The organism is Pseudomonas sp. H3_D04 (genome assembly GCF_054669175.1).
The window spans coordinates 2351317-2365984 of record NZ_CP162801.1; the positions used below are offsets into that span (position 1 = coordinate 2351317).

12 protein-coding genes and 1 pseudogene are annotated in these 14668 nt (G+C 58.7%); 4 read left to right on the forward strand and 9 right to left on the reverse strand.

Translation table 11 applies throughout. From position 1 onward, the window contains the following. Positions 1-193 precede the first annotated feature (193 nt). Positions 194-727 (forward strand): hypothetical protein, encoded by a 534-nt coding sequence (locus tag AB4N91_RS11025; protein ID WP_010460681.1) that lies wholly within the window; start codon positions 194-196, stop codon positions 725-727. Between the two features lie 45 nt (positions 728-772). Here the strand turns inward: AB4N91_RS11025 and AB4N91_RS11030 are convergent, their stop codons facing one another. Continuing rightward, the gene (locus tag AB4N91_RS11030; RefSeq protein ID WP_010460679.1) at positions 773-1768 is read right to left on the reverse strand and encodes an aldo/keto reductase; all 996 of its coding nucleotides are present in this window, start codon (positions 1766-1768) and stop codon (positions 773-775) included. Between the two features lie 118 nt (positions 1769-1886). Here AB4N91_RS11030 and AB4N91_RS11035 point away from each other — a divergent pair, with 118 nt between their 5' ends. Next, positions 1887-2813, forward strand: coding sequence for a LysR family transcriptional regulator (locus AB4N91_RS11035; RefSeq protein ID WP_154504821.1), 927 nt, complete (start codon positions 1887-1889; stop codon positions 2811-2813). Here AB4N91_RS11035 and AB4N91_RS11040 read toward each other — a convergent pair. The 6 genes and pseudogenes from AB4N91_RS11040 to AB4N91_RS11065 all read right to left on the reverse strand — a co-directional run bounded on the left by AB4N91_RS11040 (position 2802) and on the right by AB4N91_RS11065 (position 10281). After that, on the reverse strand, positions 2802-3737 hold the full coding sequence (locus AB4N91_RS11040; protein ID WP_010460676.1) for a GNAT family N-acetyltransferase: 936 nt from the start codon (positions 3735-3737) through the stop codon (positions 2802-2804). The genes AB4N91_RS11035 and AB4N91_RS11040 overlap by 12 nt on opposite strands. Next, on the reverse strand, positions 3737-5026 hold the full coding sequence (locus tag AB4N91_RS11045) for a phenylacetate--CoA ligase family protein (RefSeq protein ID WP_460112437.1): 1290 nt from the start codon (positions 5024-5026) through the stop codon (positions 3737-3739). Before AB4N91_RS11045 ends, AB4N91_RS11040 begins: the two co-directional genes overlap by 1 nt. A 53-nt stretch (positions 5027-5079) precedes the next feature. Beyond that, on the reverse strand, positions 5080-7482 hold the full coding sequence (locus tag AB4N91_RS11050; RefSeq protein WP_154504819.1) for an aldehyde dehydrogenase family protein: 2403 nt from the start codon (positions 7480-7482) through the stop codon (positions 5080-5082). A 1-nt stretch (position 7483) separates the two neighbouring features. Beyond that, positions 7484-8613, reverse strand: a pseudogene (locus tag AB4N91_RS11055) (LuxE/PaaK family acyltransferase). A 21-nt stretch (positions 8614-8634) separates the two neighbouring features. Further along, positions 8635-9876 (reverse strand): MFS transporter, encoded by a 1242-nt coding sequence (locus AB4N91_RS11060; RefSeq protein WP_460112438.1) that lies wholly within the window; start codon positions 9874-9876, stop codon positions 8635-8637. A gap of 267 nt (positions 9877-10143) precedes the next feature. Continuing rightward, positions 10144-10281 (reverse strand): hypothetical protein, encoded by a 138-nt coding sequence (locus AB4N91_RS11065; protein WP_010460667.1) that lies wholly within the window; start codon positions 10279-10281, stop codon positions 10144-10146. Between the two features lie 157 nt (positions 10282-10438). Between AB4N91_RS11065 and AB4N91_RS11070 the strand changes: the two genes are divergently transcribed. Further along, the gene (locus tag AB4N91_RS11070; protein WP_010460665.1) at positions 10439-10627 is read left to right on the forward strand and encodes a hypothetical protein; all 189 of its coding nucleotides are present in this window, start codon (positions 10439-10441) and stop codon (positions 10625-10627) included. A gap of 19 nt (positions 10628-10646) precedes the next feature. Here the strand turns inward: AB4N91_RS11070 and AB4N91_RS11075 are convergent, their stop codons facing one another. Further along, positions 10647-11018 (reverse strand): hypothetical protein, encoded by a 372-nt coding sequence (locus AB4N91_RS11075; RefSeq protein ID WP_010460662.1) that lies wholly within the window; start codon positions 11016-11018, stop codon positions 10647-10649. A 244-nt stretch (positions 11019-11262) separates the two neighbouring features. On the opposite strand from AB4N91_RS11075, the gene pvdQ reads away from it, so the two are divergent. After that, positions 11263-13608, forward strand: a complete 2346-nt coding sequence (gene pvdQ, locus AB4N91_RS11080) for a bifunctional acylase PvdQ (RefSeq protein WP_460112439.1) — start codon at positions 11263-11265, stop codon at positions 13606-13608. 54 nt (positions 13609-13662) lie between these two features. Here pvdQ and AB4N91_RS11085 read toward each other — a convergent pair whose 3' ends face one another. Next, positions 13663-14664, reverse strand: a complete 1002-nt coding sequence (locus tag AB4N91_RS11085; protein ID WP_460112440.1) for a FecR family protein — start codon at positions 14662-14664, stop codon at positions 13663-13665. Between the last annotated feature and the right edge of the window lie 4 nt (positions 14665-14668).

Here is a 14668-nt window from a genome sequence, read left to right on the forward strand (position 1 = left end):
GGCTAGACCTCTTTTGAAAAGAATGTGTAGACCAATGAAACAAGGCGCTTGGTGCTTTGTATCTAACATGTACAAAAATTGTAAAAACTGGAAAAAAGTTGTTGGTATGGCTAGTTGCCAGGCCGATACTCGGCGGCTCTAAAACTGGACTTAACAAGGAATTTTTTATGGTCACGCAGTCGGGAGTTCATTCATGACTATCGGCTACACAGGGGCCTGGACTCCCAAGGCAGGGTTGCTGGTTCAGGATACGGGCGGGGGCAAACCTGTCACCCACAGCGCCAGGGTCAAGCAGATGCTGGCACTGGTGGGGACCAATCCAAACGCGCTGAACACGGCGAAAATGGATGAGCAGAAAATCCATCGGAACGTGAAAGGCTTTGACCCGGAAAATGTCTCCGCCAAACAGCTGGGCAATCTCAGCGCCTTTTTGCGAGGCAAGGGATTGATCTCCGATATCACGTCGATGACGTTGATGAACGCCGGTGACAAATTCGACCGGTTTGGTATTCAGAAAGACCCGGATGCAAAATTCAATGCGCTGGAGTATTTCGCTACGCAACTGGACACCATCCAGAACAACAGCATCAAGGGCGACAGATACGCCGCCGGCCTGATTCCGGAATACAAGACGGCGATTTATGTGCTGCAGAACCTGCAGGCTTACGGCAAGGGCAACGGTACAACGGTGCCTGCTACCGACGGTGGCGTCAGATCCAAGGCTTGATGTTCGCAGTGCCGGCCCACTCAGACCGAATGGGCCTGGCGTTGGTTACCGATCAAGTAATTTCATGACTTCCTCTGGATAGCGCAAGCCTGCGGTGGCATTGGCCGGGAAAATCGCTTCCAGGGCATGCAAGTCGTGGTCGCTGAGTTTCACCTCCAGTGCGCCAACGTTTTCTTCAAGGTATTTACGCTGTTTGGTCCCGGGAATCGGGATCAGGTAGTCACCTTGCGCCAGCACCCAGGCCAGCGCCAATTGGCCCGCCGTCACCCCTTTGTCGGCTGCCAAGGCTTGTACCTGCTGCACCAGCAACAGGTTTTTCGCGAAATTTTCCCCTTCAAAGCGCGGGCTGAAGCGCCGGTAATCGTCGGCGGCAAAGTCATCCGGGCTTTTCAGTGCCCCCGTCAGAAAGCCACGACCCAATGGGCTGTAAGGGACGAACGCAATGCCCAGACGCTGGCACGCAGCCAGGCAACCGTTCTCTTCCTGGTCACGGCTCCACAGCGAATACTCACTTTGCAGGGCGCTGATCGGATGAACCTTGTGTGCCCGTTCCAGCGTGGCCACTGACGCCTCACTCAAGCCCAGATAACGCACCTTGCCGACTTTGACCAACTCGGCCATGGCGCCGACGGTTTCCTCAATGGCCACCTGCGGATCGATCCGGTGCTGGTAGTACAAATCCAGGGTTTCAACGCCCAGTCGTTTGAGCGTGCCGTCGATAGACGTGCGAATGTAGTCCGGTCGGCCGTTGACGCCCCGGGCGCCGGGATTGGACGGATCGCGGACAATGCCGAACTTGCTGGCCAGGAACACCTGCTCGCGTTTACCGACGATGGCCTTGCCGATCAACTCTTCGTTGGTGTGCGGGCCGTACATGTCTGCGGTGTCGAGCAGGTCGATCCCCAACTCCAGCGCCCGATGCAGGGTGGCGGTGGCTTCACGGGTATCGACACCGGTCGTATAGAAATCGGTCATGCCCATGCAGCCCAAACCGATGGCAGAAACCTGTGGGCCGTTTTTGCCCAATTGACGTGTTTGCATGAAATGAACTCCCTGTGGTGTAAGCCTCCAGTGTTGACCTCGACAGAAACAAGATAAACCGGCTACAACTGCTATCACTGTTCGCAATTTCTAAATAATCGACCGGATCGCCTGACAAATGGACCGTTTTAACGCCATGCGCGTGTTCACCCGAATCGTCGAGCTGGGCGGCTTTGCCAAAGCGGCGGACAGCCTGCAATTGCCCCGCGCGTCGGTGACCATCCTGATCAAGCAACTTGAGGCTCACCTTGGCGTGCAACTGCTGCAACGGACCACGCGGCAGATCAGCCTGACCCTCGATGGCGCAGCCTATTACCCCCGTTGCGTGCGCTTGCTGGCCGATCTGGAGGAAACCGAAGCGGTGTTTTCCGCCGCCCGCCACAACCCCAAAGGCTTGCTGCGAGTGGACATGCCGTCCGGGATCGGGCGCCTGATCGTGATTCCGGCATTGCCGCAGTTCACCCGCCGCTATCCGTTGATCGAACTGGAAATCGGTTTGAATGACCGACCTGTCGACCTGATTCGTGAAGGCGTCGATTGTGTGCTGCGCGGCGGGGCGGCGCTGGATGAGTCACTGGTGGCGCGGCCGCTGGTCATGCTCGACCAGATCACCTGCGCCAGCGCCGAGTACCTGGCGCGTCATGGAACCCCGCACAATCTGGCTGATCTTGAGCGCCATCAGATGGTGGAGTATTTCTCCGGCACCACCGGCAAGCGGTTCGGGCTGGAATTCATGGTCGATGATCAACTCCGGTTGATTGACCTGCCCAAGCACGTGTCGGTCAACAGTGCCGACGGGTACCTGGCTGCTTGTGAGGCGGGTTACGGACTGATCCAGACGCCGTACTACCACGTCGCCCGCCAATTGAAGGAAGGGCGTTTGTGCGAAGTATTGAACGCGACGCCGCCCCCCGGGATGCCGTTGACGGCGCTCTATCCCCCACACCGCCAGTTGTCCCGGCGGGTGAGGGTGTTTGTCGACTGGCTGGTGGAGCTTTGCGCGCAGCCGGGCAATGAGTTTTACCGAAAAGACTCAAGCGGCTGAGCGAGCGCTGCCCAGTGCTTCGGTGTTTTGCTGCAAATCGTCGTGCAACTGTTGCATGTAGGGGCAATGCAGATTGAGGGACCGAGGCCGCGCCCCTCGATGAAACAGGGCAAACCATCCATGACTGCCGGGAGCGGGCATCAACCCGGTAAACGAGAAGCCAAGCGTCGTCAAACTGCGCAAGTCTTCGGCGAAGTGTCGCGACAGCGCAAGTCGGGTCGAGATCATCCAGTGACCGGGCAATTGCCGGATCTGGTCGAGCAGACGTTTGGTCAGACGGTGAATGACCATGTCGAAGCGGTGATGGTGCTGCTTGATCTGCAAGGGTATCGAAGGTTGTGGGGGCATTTCTGGATGGGTTCCGAACAGCGAACTCAGGTGCTGCATAAACCCCCGGTAGCGTTCGGGCCAGGGAATGTCGGGAAGAGGACGCGCCTGCCCTTCGACCACGTGGCAGCCCATCACAATGGTTTCCGGGTGCGGTTCGGCGAAGGGCGAAGGAACGTAGTCGGGCAGCACTCCCGTGCTGTGGAAACCGATGTTTGCGGCCATGCGTTGCGTGTACGGATGGTGGGTCACTTGCTTGATCAGGACGCTCTTAAAGCCCAGTGCCCCGGCCTGCAACAGTAACTCCCGGCCCAGACGTGTCGCGATACTTTGCCCCTGCGCCGCGGGATGCACCACGCTGAGAGCCAGTTCCGCGCTCTGCGGGGACGATTCGTGGCATAACGCGGCATGCCCCAGAACGCGTACATCATCCACCGCCAGCATCGATTTCCAGCGACCCTCGGCGGTGTGCTGGCTGATCATGTGCGGCAGGTAAACATCCGGTTGAACGTAATGATCGCCATAAACCTCGCGAAACAACTGGCTCACGGCGCGGGCGTCGGAAGGGCGGTAGCGTCGAAAAATCAGATGAGACATCACGCAGTCTCCAGCGATGGCGCGTCATAGGGGCGCAAATCCAGGACCCGCATCTGTTTGCCGGAACGAGGGTGAAGCTTCAGGTCGGTGACGTTGCAGGACAGCACTCGCAACTCCAGCAGCCCTTCGCGATTCAGATGCTCGAGCGCGGGGTAATGGGCCATAAGGGCTTCATACAATGCCAGGCATCGTGGGGCGGTGGCCACGGCGTTTGCGTCAGGCACCCATGTCACACTGACGATGTCCTTGTAGCCGTCATGTTCGATGCGCAATTGCCATTGGTCGGTGCCAGCAACGCGCTGGACGATCTGTCGCATTTCGTCGATCAACAACGACGCCGACCCCACACGAACCCGCTGACTATGGGCGCTACGCCCCTTGAGGGCGAATTTGCGCATCGGGGTGTTGGCGGGCTCACGCCAGCAGGCGCGGTCGCCTACCGGATATCGCAGCAGCGGCATGAGTTGGCGGGTCAGGTTGGTCACCAGCAATAATCCGGTGTGGTCGCATTGTTCAATGACTTCACCGGTCAGTTCGTCGACGATTTCCAGCAGGGTCTGGGGTTCAAATACCCGATGCTCGCCCAAGGCGCAGTCGCGGCTTGTCGCGCCGATCAGGCCCGCATCGACACTGGCGTAGCCGATTGAGGCGATGCGCACGTTGGGAAATACCTGGGTGAGGATGGCCAATTGCGGGCCGAACAGGCTTTCGCCGCCGTACAGCAACGTATCAACCCCACACAGCACCCGCTGATGCTGATTCAGGTACGCGGCGAATTTCAACAACTGCGCCGGCACACCCACCAGCACGTTGATCCGGTGCTGATCCAGCGCATCCGCCAGGACATCCATGCTGACTTCGCCGGTGAACGGAAACTCACAGATGGACCTTTTGACGTGCGCCAGCGAGTCGTGGATGAACAGAAAACTGGCGTAGAGATCGCCGGAAAAGAACAGGTTGGCAACCCTGTCACCGTCCTTCAGTTGAGAGGAAACACTGTTTCCAAACGTACTGACCAAGGCTTGCCACTCGCGGGTCGAGTAAACCGTCAGTTTGCCCTGACTGGTGGATCCGCCGGTTTTAAACACCAGCGCGTCTTCGATGTTGCCGGTCAGCACAGGCCAATGATTCAGGTCGTTACTGTCCGCCCAATAGTCGGCCACATTGGTCAGTGGCAGGTCTTTTAATGTAATACCTTCTGCCGGTAAGTGTTGCAGGTGTTTGCGATAGAAGTTTGAGTGTTGCCTTATATAAGGCAAGAGTTGTTCAAGCGAATAAGTTGTTTTCACTGGGTTCTCTTTTTTTTATCAGGCGTTGTGAGGTTAAAAGACAAACGAGATGTTTAATGTCTGTTGTCGATAACCAACGGTGTTTTTCCGCTGTGTTTGTTTTTGGTGAATTCGGATTCAGCACACTCGTGAACTTCCACCATGATCAGCGCGGCATTCACGGCATTGGTCAGTGCGGCGTGGGTCAATAACTTTTCATACGCCTTTTCGGCCTCCAGGTTCACTAAAACCTTCAACCGCTCGCTGCCATCGCAGGCGTGGTCCAGCACAAGTTGAACGGGCAGGCCGAGGCTGTCCTGCAGCGCCGACGGTGAAATGAATTCCGTGCCCATCCGTATCAGCTTGCCGTGGCGCTGCAGCAATTCGAATCGCGGTGAGTCGAGCCCGCAAGGGCAGGCTCCGGATATCCAGCGGCCGGTGTCCCCCACGTCATACCGGCGCACGGCCTGGCCTTGCCGGGCCCGAGAGGTGAACAGCAGCCGGCCGATCTCATCGGCTTGCACCGGAGAATCGTGTTCGAGATGCACGATTTCCAGATGCTGGGTATCGCACATCAAATGAAAGACGCCGCCTGTCGTTGCCGTGCAGGCATGCCCCAGCGGACCGGCATCGACCGAGCCATAAATCGCGGAGCGAATCGTCGAGACTCCGCAGCTTTCCATCAGGCGCAGGCTGGCCTGGCCAGGGTGCTCGCCGCCGAGGAACACTTTGCTGATGCCCGAGTACGCGCGAAGCTGGCTTTGTTCGTTGAAAAACAAGCGATGTAACGTACTCGGCATGCCGATCAGCACGGTGATGCGATGATCCACGATCATTCGGGCCATTTCGCTGAAGTCATCATCGTGCGGCGCCCCCATGGGGAAATGTGTAACGCCCATCAATTCCAGAACCTTGGTGAAGCTGGAGAATCCCCCATACAGGCTGCCGCCGTAAAACAGGTTCATCACCCGATCCGTTGACGGGTCGAGACCGGCGGCGAACAGGCCGTCTGCCGCCGCGCGCATTTGCCGTTGAAAGTCCTGATAGCTGAACCCGGCCAGGGCTGGCGTGCCGCTGCTGCCCCCAGAGCGGAAAAACAGCTGGGCCATGGCGTTGATCGGCTGGGTCATGAATGTGTTTTTGTCCATGATTGGCTCATGGCGTGTATCCGCAGCGGTTGGCAGCGCGTCGAGTGTTGCCCGGCCAGGCACGGCCTCAGGCGACAGACTCACCGAGAGGCGGCGACTGAAGCGCGACAGCGCGTAGACGCCGTCATGGGGTTCCCCAGGGTAACCGTCATGAATCAGCCCGCACGGGGCAATACGCGTAACGCCGGCATTGACCAGCGAGCGCACCAACCCGGGCGTCTGCACCGCAGAACACATCAACACGCAGCTTTGCAGGACGGTGCGCCAAGGCAATAGCGTCTCGGCGATCAAGTGTTGCGGCACCGGTTTGAGCAGCAGTGTACGAAACAGCGGCGAGGGCGCGAGCGTCTGATGGTGATCCCAGATGACCCTCCATCCCGGGCCGGTCCAGACCTGACCAGTCTGCTGCGCAAAGCAGTGTTCCAGCCTCGCCATCGCGGTACGGGTGGTGATTTCCGAAGCCTCCTGGTCGGTAGGAACCAGCGCCGGCCAATGTGAGGATCGACGTGTAAAGGCTTTGGCCAGACGTTCACCCAGGTCCAGCAAAACCGCCGGATCGTTGCTGTCTACCAGCAGCCATTGCGGGCTGGAGCATGCTTGCTGATCCAGACTGCACACTTCATCCACCAGCGCGTCCAGCGCCGAATCGCTCGCCGCCTCGGGCGACAGATAAGCGAAGCTGATCCTGTGGCCCCAATCGATCCAGCGACACCCGGCCGGGATCTGCTGACGAATCGCTTTTAGCGCGTTTTCACCACCCCAGGCGGCGACGCCATCGGCGCGGGTGCAGAGTTGCCCTATCTGAGCCGTGCTGACCGGCAGCACCGCGATGAAATCAGCCAACTGGCCACTGGTGTCGCAATGCACCAGCGCGGCGAGTAACCGGGCGGTCAATCCTTGATCGCTGGAGCTGGGGCGCAGCCAGTTGATGTTGCCGGCCAACAGGCTTTCCAGGACCGCGCAGAACGCCAGCATCGGCGCATTGCCCGGCGTGATGTGCACCACCAGCCCCAGCGGATGCCAGCTTTCAAAACAGGCTTGCCGGTAATCAATACGCCGTAACGAACGCGGTTGCACCCCCAACTCACGTTCAAGCTTGGTGGTGAGGTGGCTGCGTTGGCAGAAGTCGACAAGCCCCAATCGTTGATCGTTGTCGAGGCGCACATCCAGCCTTCCGGCTTGCAATTGCAGAGCAAATCGAGCCGCTGCGTCGATGACGGTGTCGCTGTCGATCGGTGCATTCAACCGCTGTGGCAATTGTGTATGCAGTTGCTCGAGGGCTGTCTCGAGGGTGATATCGTCCCGCAGTTCACCATTGATCAAGTACATGTCACGCCCCTCCAATCAGTTCAGATGCGGCCATTGCGCAGCTTCGGCTGGCGGTCGTGCCGGCGCGTCCATGCAGTTCAAACCAGTCGGTCTGCAAGCCGCATCCGCAGCTGGCAGCGGGGTGCAGCGTCGCCAGGTCGCCCATGACAACGGCGTGCGCGGGGCTGGACGAAATGTACGGCGACACGAACTCCAACAAGCCGCGCTGACCGTAGGGTTGAACAGTGAAACTGGATGGGTTGCGCACGAAGACCTTCGAATAAACCGGCACATGGAAATGCTGCCGAGCACACTGGATGTAGGGCACGGCATGCTCGACAGCGCCGTAACCGTCCCGGCAGCGGGACAGGTCGATGCCCAATTGGCGGTGGATGCGTTGATACAACTGCGACAAAGGAATTTCCTGTGCGGCCTGGGTTTTCCAACCCCCCCGAGAAACACCAGGGACTCGGCCGCTAGCTTCAGATCCGCGACGCCGGTGTCTTCCATGTGCTGCAACGCGTGGGAGAGGAACGCCGGGAAGCCGAGAATGCGCACCGGCAATCCTTCTTCGGCGAATTCCTGCAAGGCGCGGATCACCCCAAAAACATCGAACGCGTGACCGTTGCCCGTCAGGCGCAATCCATAAGCGATGCGGTTGACCGGCGCATAGCTGCACAGAAAGTGGTCGGTGTAGGCAGTGCCCAAGGTGATCGCAGCCTTGGGTTCATAGCTCAGTAGCAAGTAGTTGCAGGGACTGTCCGGAGTGTCCCAGCCGTAATGGCGAAAAATGTGGCTCACCATGCCCTGGGCGGCCGCCATGCTGCGCTGGTCATAGCGCAGGCGACTTTTCTGGCCGCTGGTGCCGGACGATGTCAGCTCCAGCGCGCCTTCGCCCGTAGGGCCGAACAACAGGTGACGTTTGAAATAGTGAGCGAAAATCGGCGGTAGTCTTGACCAGTCATCCAATGTCGCCAGGTCTTGAGCGACCAGCCCGTTGCTGTTGAGCCAGCGCTCATAGCCTGGCGTGTGGTGACAATGAAACAGGCTGATTTCCCCCATGGCCCGGTCGAACAGGCCTTCAGGCACGGAATCCAGGCAATAGGGTTGCGTTAACGCGCAAAGCGCATCGGTGTGGGGTAAATGGATCATCAAAGGACCTTTCGGGTGGAGTCAGGCAGCAAGCGGGAGGTGAGAACGCCGCAGAAAAAGGCGCAAGGGCAGCAGGCACATGAGCCCTGCAATAGCCGCCATCAGGGCGAAGGATTCGTGGTTGTCACCGGCACCGGCCGCCGCAATCAGCGAGCCGCCGCCGCCCATGACGGCGATCGAGATCATGCCGATCATGGCCGAGACCAGGCCTTTGCTGTCGTCGCTTGAAAACAGCGCGAGCCGGTACAGGGCGGCGTTGCTCATGCCAAGGCCGATGGCATAAACGGCCAGGGAGCTGATGAGCAAAGGCGTAGACGCCCCGTAGAAACTGCTGGCGAGCAAGGTGAGGAGTCCGCCGCAAAACGGCCACAACGCGTATCGAATCAGTTGCGGCAATTCAGTGTCGGCGATCAATCGATTGAGTATCAGGTTGCCGAGAATGACGGCCGCAAACACCGGGATCTGCCACAGGCCGTACTGCAAGGGTGAAAGTCCCTGATTGTGAATCAGCAGGAGCGGGGCCAGCCCGATCCACGCAATCAAGGGCAGGCTCATGACCCCCAGCGCGACCGAGGCGCTGAGGAATCGCGGGTTGCCGAGCAACGCGGCATAACGGCGCACGGTGCCGCGACATTCGAACGGCACCGCCGCCAGTCGCTGACCGTCATGACGCGAGGTACCCACGGTTTCCGGCATGAACAGGTAAAGCCCGAGCCAGACCAACAGGCCGCCGATACCCAGCAGTAAAAACAGCTGCCGCCAGGACAACCACTCCAGCAGCAGGCTACCGAGCAACGGCCCCAGCAGCGGAGAGAGCAATGCAACGTTGCCCAGCAACGCCATGATTTTTACTGCGTCGGCTTCGCAGAACACTTCTTGCAAGGCTGGATAGCTGACCGCGATGACAAATCCCAGCCCCATGCCCTGAATCACCCGCAAGCCGTTGAACGCATAAATGCTGTGCACGCTGAACGCGGCGGCACAGGACAGGGCGAATAAACCGCAACCGATGAGCAACATCGGTCGGCGACCGAACTGATCCGACAGCGGACCAATAAGCCATTGCAGAAGAATGCCGCCCGCCAGATAAAGATTGAAGGCGTAGGGGACATGTCTCCCGCTGGCATTCAGATCATGAGTGACGGTCAACATGGCGGGCATGATCATGTCGCTGGCCATATACGTCAGAAGTTCAAAAAAAGTAATGGCAAGGCAAAAGCCGAACACCTGATAGGGGCTAATATTTATGAGCGGTTTGTGCATGGCATCCCTGTTCTTCTTCGTGAAGTTAAATAGTGGGTCTTATTGCGATGCGCCAAGATTAATCAAGCGGGTATGAATACCTCAAACGGACTATTAAGACTGAAAGCTTCAATAGTTTTCGCCAGGTTTCGATGGGGGGAGGGCAGTAAAAAAAGAAGGGAAAGTGTATGTACGAAAAATGCCCGCAACGGGGCGGGCATTGGTTCAGCAATCACGGAATATCCACTTTTCTTACAAGCGGGTGTTCAATTACTTACGCGTCATACGTTATCGATGCTGGTAATAACCCGGTCCACCGCGATCGTAATGGTGGTCGCCGTGCCGGCCACCGTGGGGGAAAACGATGCAGCCGCTCAGCATCAGCAGCGCGAGCAGGGGAATCAGCCGTGTGATTCGACGGAACATTTGAAAATCCTCATGGTTATCGCCGTAATAAAGCCAAATCTCTTCATCGGCTGTAACATGAGACCCCGTTTGCAGCGTCCCATTCCTGCACAAAGGTAGGGGCTTGGCATGCTTTCGGATACAAACCGGACACATTTTTCAGGTTCAGGAATTCGCAATGACTCAGTCGCAACGTTTGAAATACTCGATTCTGATCTCCCTGGTGGTGTTGGGGATCATGTTCGGCCTTTCGTATCTGCAAAACGCAGGCGTCATCAGTGAGAAGCTGTTTCAGTACATCGCCATCGGCGTCGCGGTGATCGTGGTGGTGGTCAATGGTGTGATGCGTCGCAAGGTCAAGCCTTGAGCGACGCACCTTGACCTGATCAGTCGCGATGGAGCATGGCTACAGCGTGCGGATGCAGGCTGTAGCTTTTGTCGGCATTGAGGGTGATCACGCCTTCGCTGCACAAGCGTTTCAACACTTCTCGCACACTCAGAAAGGACAGGGGAATATCCAGGTCCAGCAAATGGCCGTGCACGCCTCGCACGCCCAGGCTGCGCTCGCTTTCGGCGGCGGTCAGCAAGGCGTCGATGACCTTGAGGCGAATCAGGCTGGTTCGCAGGCCGAAGCTTTTGAGCAGCAATCTGATCCGCTCGTTACCATTACGCTCGCCTCGTTGACTGAAGACCCCGGAGTCCATGGCTGAACGCTTGGGCGCGTGACTACCGTCCGTTGGCAGTTGCGAGTTGTACATGCAAAAACTCCTTTTCCGAGCCGGCCAGGAAATGTGATGGGTGCTCTCATTCAATAAGACGTATGAGCACGGCAAATAATGAAGGATCGAATGTAGAAAATTCGTCACCGTCACGTCAGCGTCCTGTGAGCAGGCTGGTTAAAGCGCCTTTCAGGGCCTAAATTTTTGTCGTGGGTTTCGTTCCTAGGGGAAGGCGCGATGCGTGTTTGACGCAGGGTGTTTGTCTTTTCGATCAGGAGCGAGCGTGATTATTTCCAGGCAATTTACCAGGTTGAGCCTTGCGGGCATGTTGGTAGGGCTGAGTCTTGCGGCAAATGCACGCAATGCGCCGGAGCAGGCCAGCGCCGACATTCGCCGCACCAGTTTTGGTGTGCCGCATATTCGTGCCGAAGACGAGCGTGGACTCGGTTATGGCATCGGTTACGCCTATGCGCAGGACAATCTGTGCTTGCTGGCCAATGAGATTGTCACCGTCAATGGCGAGCGCTCACGCTATTTCGGCCCGGATCAGCTGACGGTCGAGGAGCGCGAGAACCAGGTCAGCGACCTGTTCTTCACCTGGCTCAATACCCCAGAAGCCGTCGCCGGGTTCTGGAAGGCGCAAACTCAGCCAGTGCGTGATCTGGTCGAGGGTTATGTGGCCGGATACAACCGCTCGCTGACCGAGCGTCGTGCACAGGGTTTGCCGCAGCAGTGCCAGGGCGAATGGGTGCGCGACATCACCTCGCAGGACCTGGTCAAGTTGACCCGCCGCCTGTTGGTCGAAGGTGGCGTAGGGCAATTCGCCGAAGCGCTGGCGGGGGCGACGCCACCCAAGGCCGTTGCTCAGGCCGCGGGCGAAGGGGCGTCGTTTCAGCTGGCGGCCACGCGCATGCAGCGGTTCGCGCTGGATCGCGGCAGCAACGCGGTGGCGGTCGGCAGCGAACGTTCGTTCAACGGCCGTGGGATGTTGCTGGCCAACCCGCATTTCCCGTGGATTGGCGGGATGCGCTTCTACCAGATGCACCTGACCATTCCCGGCAAGCTGGACGTGATGGGCGCGGCGTTGCCGGGGTTGCCGATGATCAATATCGGTTTTAACCAACACCTGGCGTGGACCCATACGGTGGACACGTCCAAGCACTTCACCCTGTATCGCCTGCAACTTGATCCCAAGGATTCGACCCGTTATCTGCTCGACGGCCAGTCGCTGCCGATGAGCAAGCAGACCGTGACGGTGAACGTGAAACAGCCCGACGGCCAGACCAAAGCGGTGTCCCATGTGGTCTACAGCTCGCAGTTCGGTCCGATCGTGCAGTGGCCCGGAAAACTCGACTGGGACAATCAGTACGCCTACAGCCTGCGCGATGCCAACCTGGAAAACGACCGGGTGTTGCAGCAGTGGTACGCCATGAACCAGGCCTCCAGCCTCAAGGATCTACAGGCCTCGGTCCACAAGATTCAGGGTATCCCGTGGGTCAATACCCTGGCGGTGGATGATCAGGGGCAGACGCTATACATGAACCTGTCGGTGGTGCCGAACGTCAGTGCCGACAAACTCGCCAAGTGCAGCGACCCGCGTGTCGGGTTGCAGTTGATCGTGCTCGATGGTTCAAACAGCGCCTGTGCCTGGGACATCGACCCGAACGCCGCGCAAAAAGGCATTTATGCGGCGGACAAGTTGCCGCAACTGCAACGCAGGGACTACGTCCAACACTCCAACGATTCGGCGTGGATGGCCAACCCGGCGCAACCGCTCACCGGCTTCTCGCCCCTGATCAGTCAGGAAAACCAGCCGCTGGGGCTGCGCTCGCGGTTCGCTCTGGACCGGTTGAGCACGCTGAGCAAGGCCGGTCCGATCTCCGCGGCGGATCTGCAACGGATGGTGATGGACGATCAGGTGTACCAGGCCGGGCAAGTGATGCCGGACCTGCTGCAATTTTGCGCCAACGATGTGGGTTCCGATGCAGCAACGCTCGCTCCGATGTGCGCGAGCCTGAAGACCTGGGACCGCAGTGCGAATCTGGACAGCGGACTCGGCTTTGTACACTTCCAGAATGTCATGGAACCGTTGCAGCAAGTCCCGGACATCTGGCGAGTGGCGTTCGACCCGAAAGATCCGCAGCACACGCCCCGTGGCCTGGCGCTCGATAATTCGCAGGTCACCCAGGCGATTCGCGAGGCGATGCTGGCGTCGGTGGAACAGGTGGAAAAACTGGGGCTCAAGGATGACAGCCGTTGGGGTGATATTCAGGTGGTCAGCAGCGGCGGACAACAGACGCCGGTCCACGGCGGACCCGGCACGCTTGGCGTGTACAACGCCATCCAGAGTGTTCCGAGAACCGACGGCAAACTTGAAGTCATCAGCGGCACCAGCTATTTGCAAGTGGTGACCTTTGATGACAAGGGGCCGCACGCCCAAGGCCTGCTGGCTTTCTCGTTGTCCAGCGACCCGACGTCGAAGTACTCACGGGATCAGACCGTTGCCTTTTCGAAGAAGCAGTTGAGCCCGCTGCCGTTTACCGAGCAGCAGATAACCTCAGATCCGCAGTATCAGGCGCAGACGATCCGCGAGCAGGATGAAAAAGCCGGGAAGGTCGCCGCTCAGTAAGAGGGCGATTCAAGCAGTAAAAAAGGCCGCACCCCCTTGAGGGTTGCGGCCTTTTCAGCTTTTAGGGGTTTGTTGCGGGATCGAATTGAGTACCGGATTACCTTCCTTGTTACGGGTCAGGTAGACCGGCAGCACCTTGGGCAGGGACGCCACCAGGCTGTTCAATTCCTTGATGTTGTAGATGCCACCCAGGCGAATCGTGCCGGTGCTGTGGTCAGCGACCATGACCGGTTTGCTCAGGTAACGGTTGATCAACGGCAGGGCATCGTTCAGCGCCAGATCATCGATCACCAGTTTGCCACTGCGCCACGCCAGGGAATTGTCGTTGGGGTAGGTCTGATTGATCTGCGGCGTGAAGTCGCCGTGTTTATAACGCGCCTGCATCGCCGGCCCCAGGCGCAAGCCATCCCCTGGAAGGTCATCGTTGCTGCTCACCAGCACCGAGCCTTCAATCAGGTTCACGCGTACCTGATCCTCGTACATCCAGACGTTGAACTTGGTCCCGGTGACGCGAATCCTGCCGTCCGCTGCCCTGACAACAAAAGGGTGGGCCAGATCGTGGCTGACGCTGAAGAAGGCCTCGCCTTTTTCCAGCGTGACCCGGCGCTGATCCTTGTAGTTGCTGAAGATCAGTTCGCTGCCGAGGTTCAGCTCCACTTGGCTGCCATCGCTCAGGGTGACCTGACGGACCGTGTCACTCGCTTCGAAATGCTGATACGAATTCGGTAGCCAGCCCATGTTCCAGCCGCTGTACGCCGCCAGCGGCAACGCCAAGGCGCACACGGCGGCGGCAATGCCGACCGTGCGCCAAGGAGCGGCCTGTTTGAAGCGAGCTACCGATGTAACGGCTTCGGGACGCGGCAAATCCCCCGCGACTTCCCAGATCTCGAGCATGGCTTCGTACTCGAACGCATGCAGCGGATGAACATCACGCCAATGTTCGAAGGCGATCCGCTCTTCGGCGGTGCAGTCGACGGCGTGCAGACGCATGCACCAGTGCGCAGCGGCATCGGTGATGGCGTCATATTCGGCTTGCGAGAGAGAATTGTCGGTCATTGAC

Coding starts and splice junctions, on each gene's coding strand:
- AB4N91_RS11025 (WP_010460681.1), top strand. CDS start 194: ATGACTATCGGCTACACAGGGGCCTGGACTCCCAAGGCAGGGTTGCTG.
- AB4N91_RS11030 (WP_010460679.1), bottom strand. CDS start 1,768: ATGCAAACACGTCAATTGGGCAAAAACGGCCCACAGGTTTCTGCCATC.
- AB4N91_RS11035 (WP_154504821.1), top strand. CDS start 1,887: ATGGACCGTTTTAACGCCATGCGCGTGTTCACCCGAATCGTCGAGCTG.
- AB4N91_RS11040 (WP_010460676.1), bottom strand. CDS start 3,737: ATGTCTCATCTGATTTTTCGACGCTACCGCCCTTCCGACGCCCGCGCC.
- AB4N91_RS11050 (WP_154504819.1), bottom strand. CDS start 7,482: ATGTACTTGATCAATGGTGAACTGCGGGACGATATCACCCTCGAGACA.
- AB4N91_RS11060 (WP_460112438.1), bottom strand. CDS start 9,876: ATGCACAAACCGCTCATAAATATTAGCCCCTATCAGGTGTTCGGCTTT.
- AB4N91_RS11065 (WP_010460667.1), bottom strand. CDS start 10,281: ATGTTCCGTCGAATCACACGGCTGATTCCCCTGCTCGCGCTGCTGATG.
- AB4N91_RS11070 (WP_010460665.1), top strand. CDS start 10,439: ATGACTCAGTCGCAACGTTTGAAATACTCGATTCTGATCTCCCTGGTG.
- AB4N91_RS11075 (WP_010460662.1), bottom strand. CDS start 11,018: ATGTACAACTCGCAACTGCCAACGGACGGTAGTCACGCGCCCAAGCGT.
- AB4N91_RS11085 (WP_460112440.1), bottom strand. CDS start 14,664: ATGACCGACAATTCTCTCTCGCAAGCCGAATATGACGCCATCACCGAT.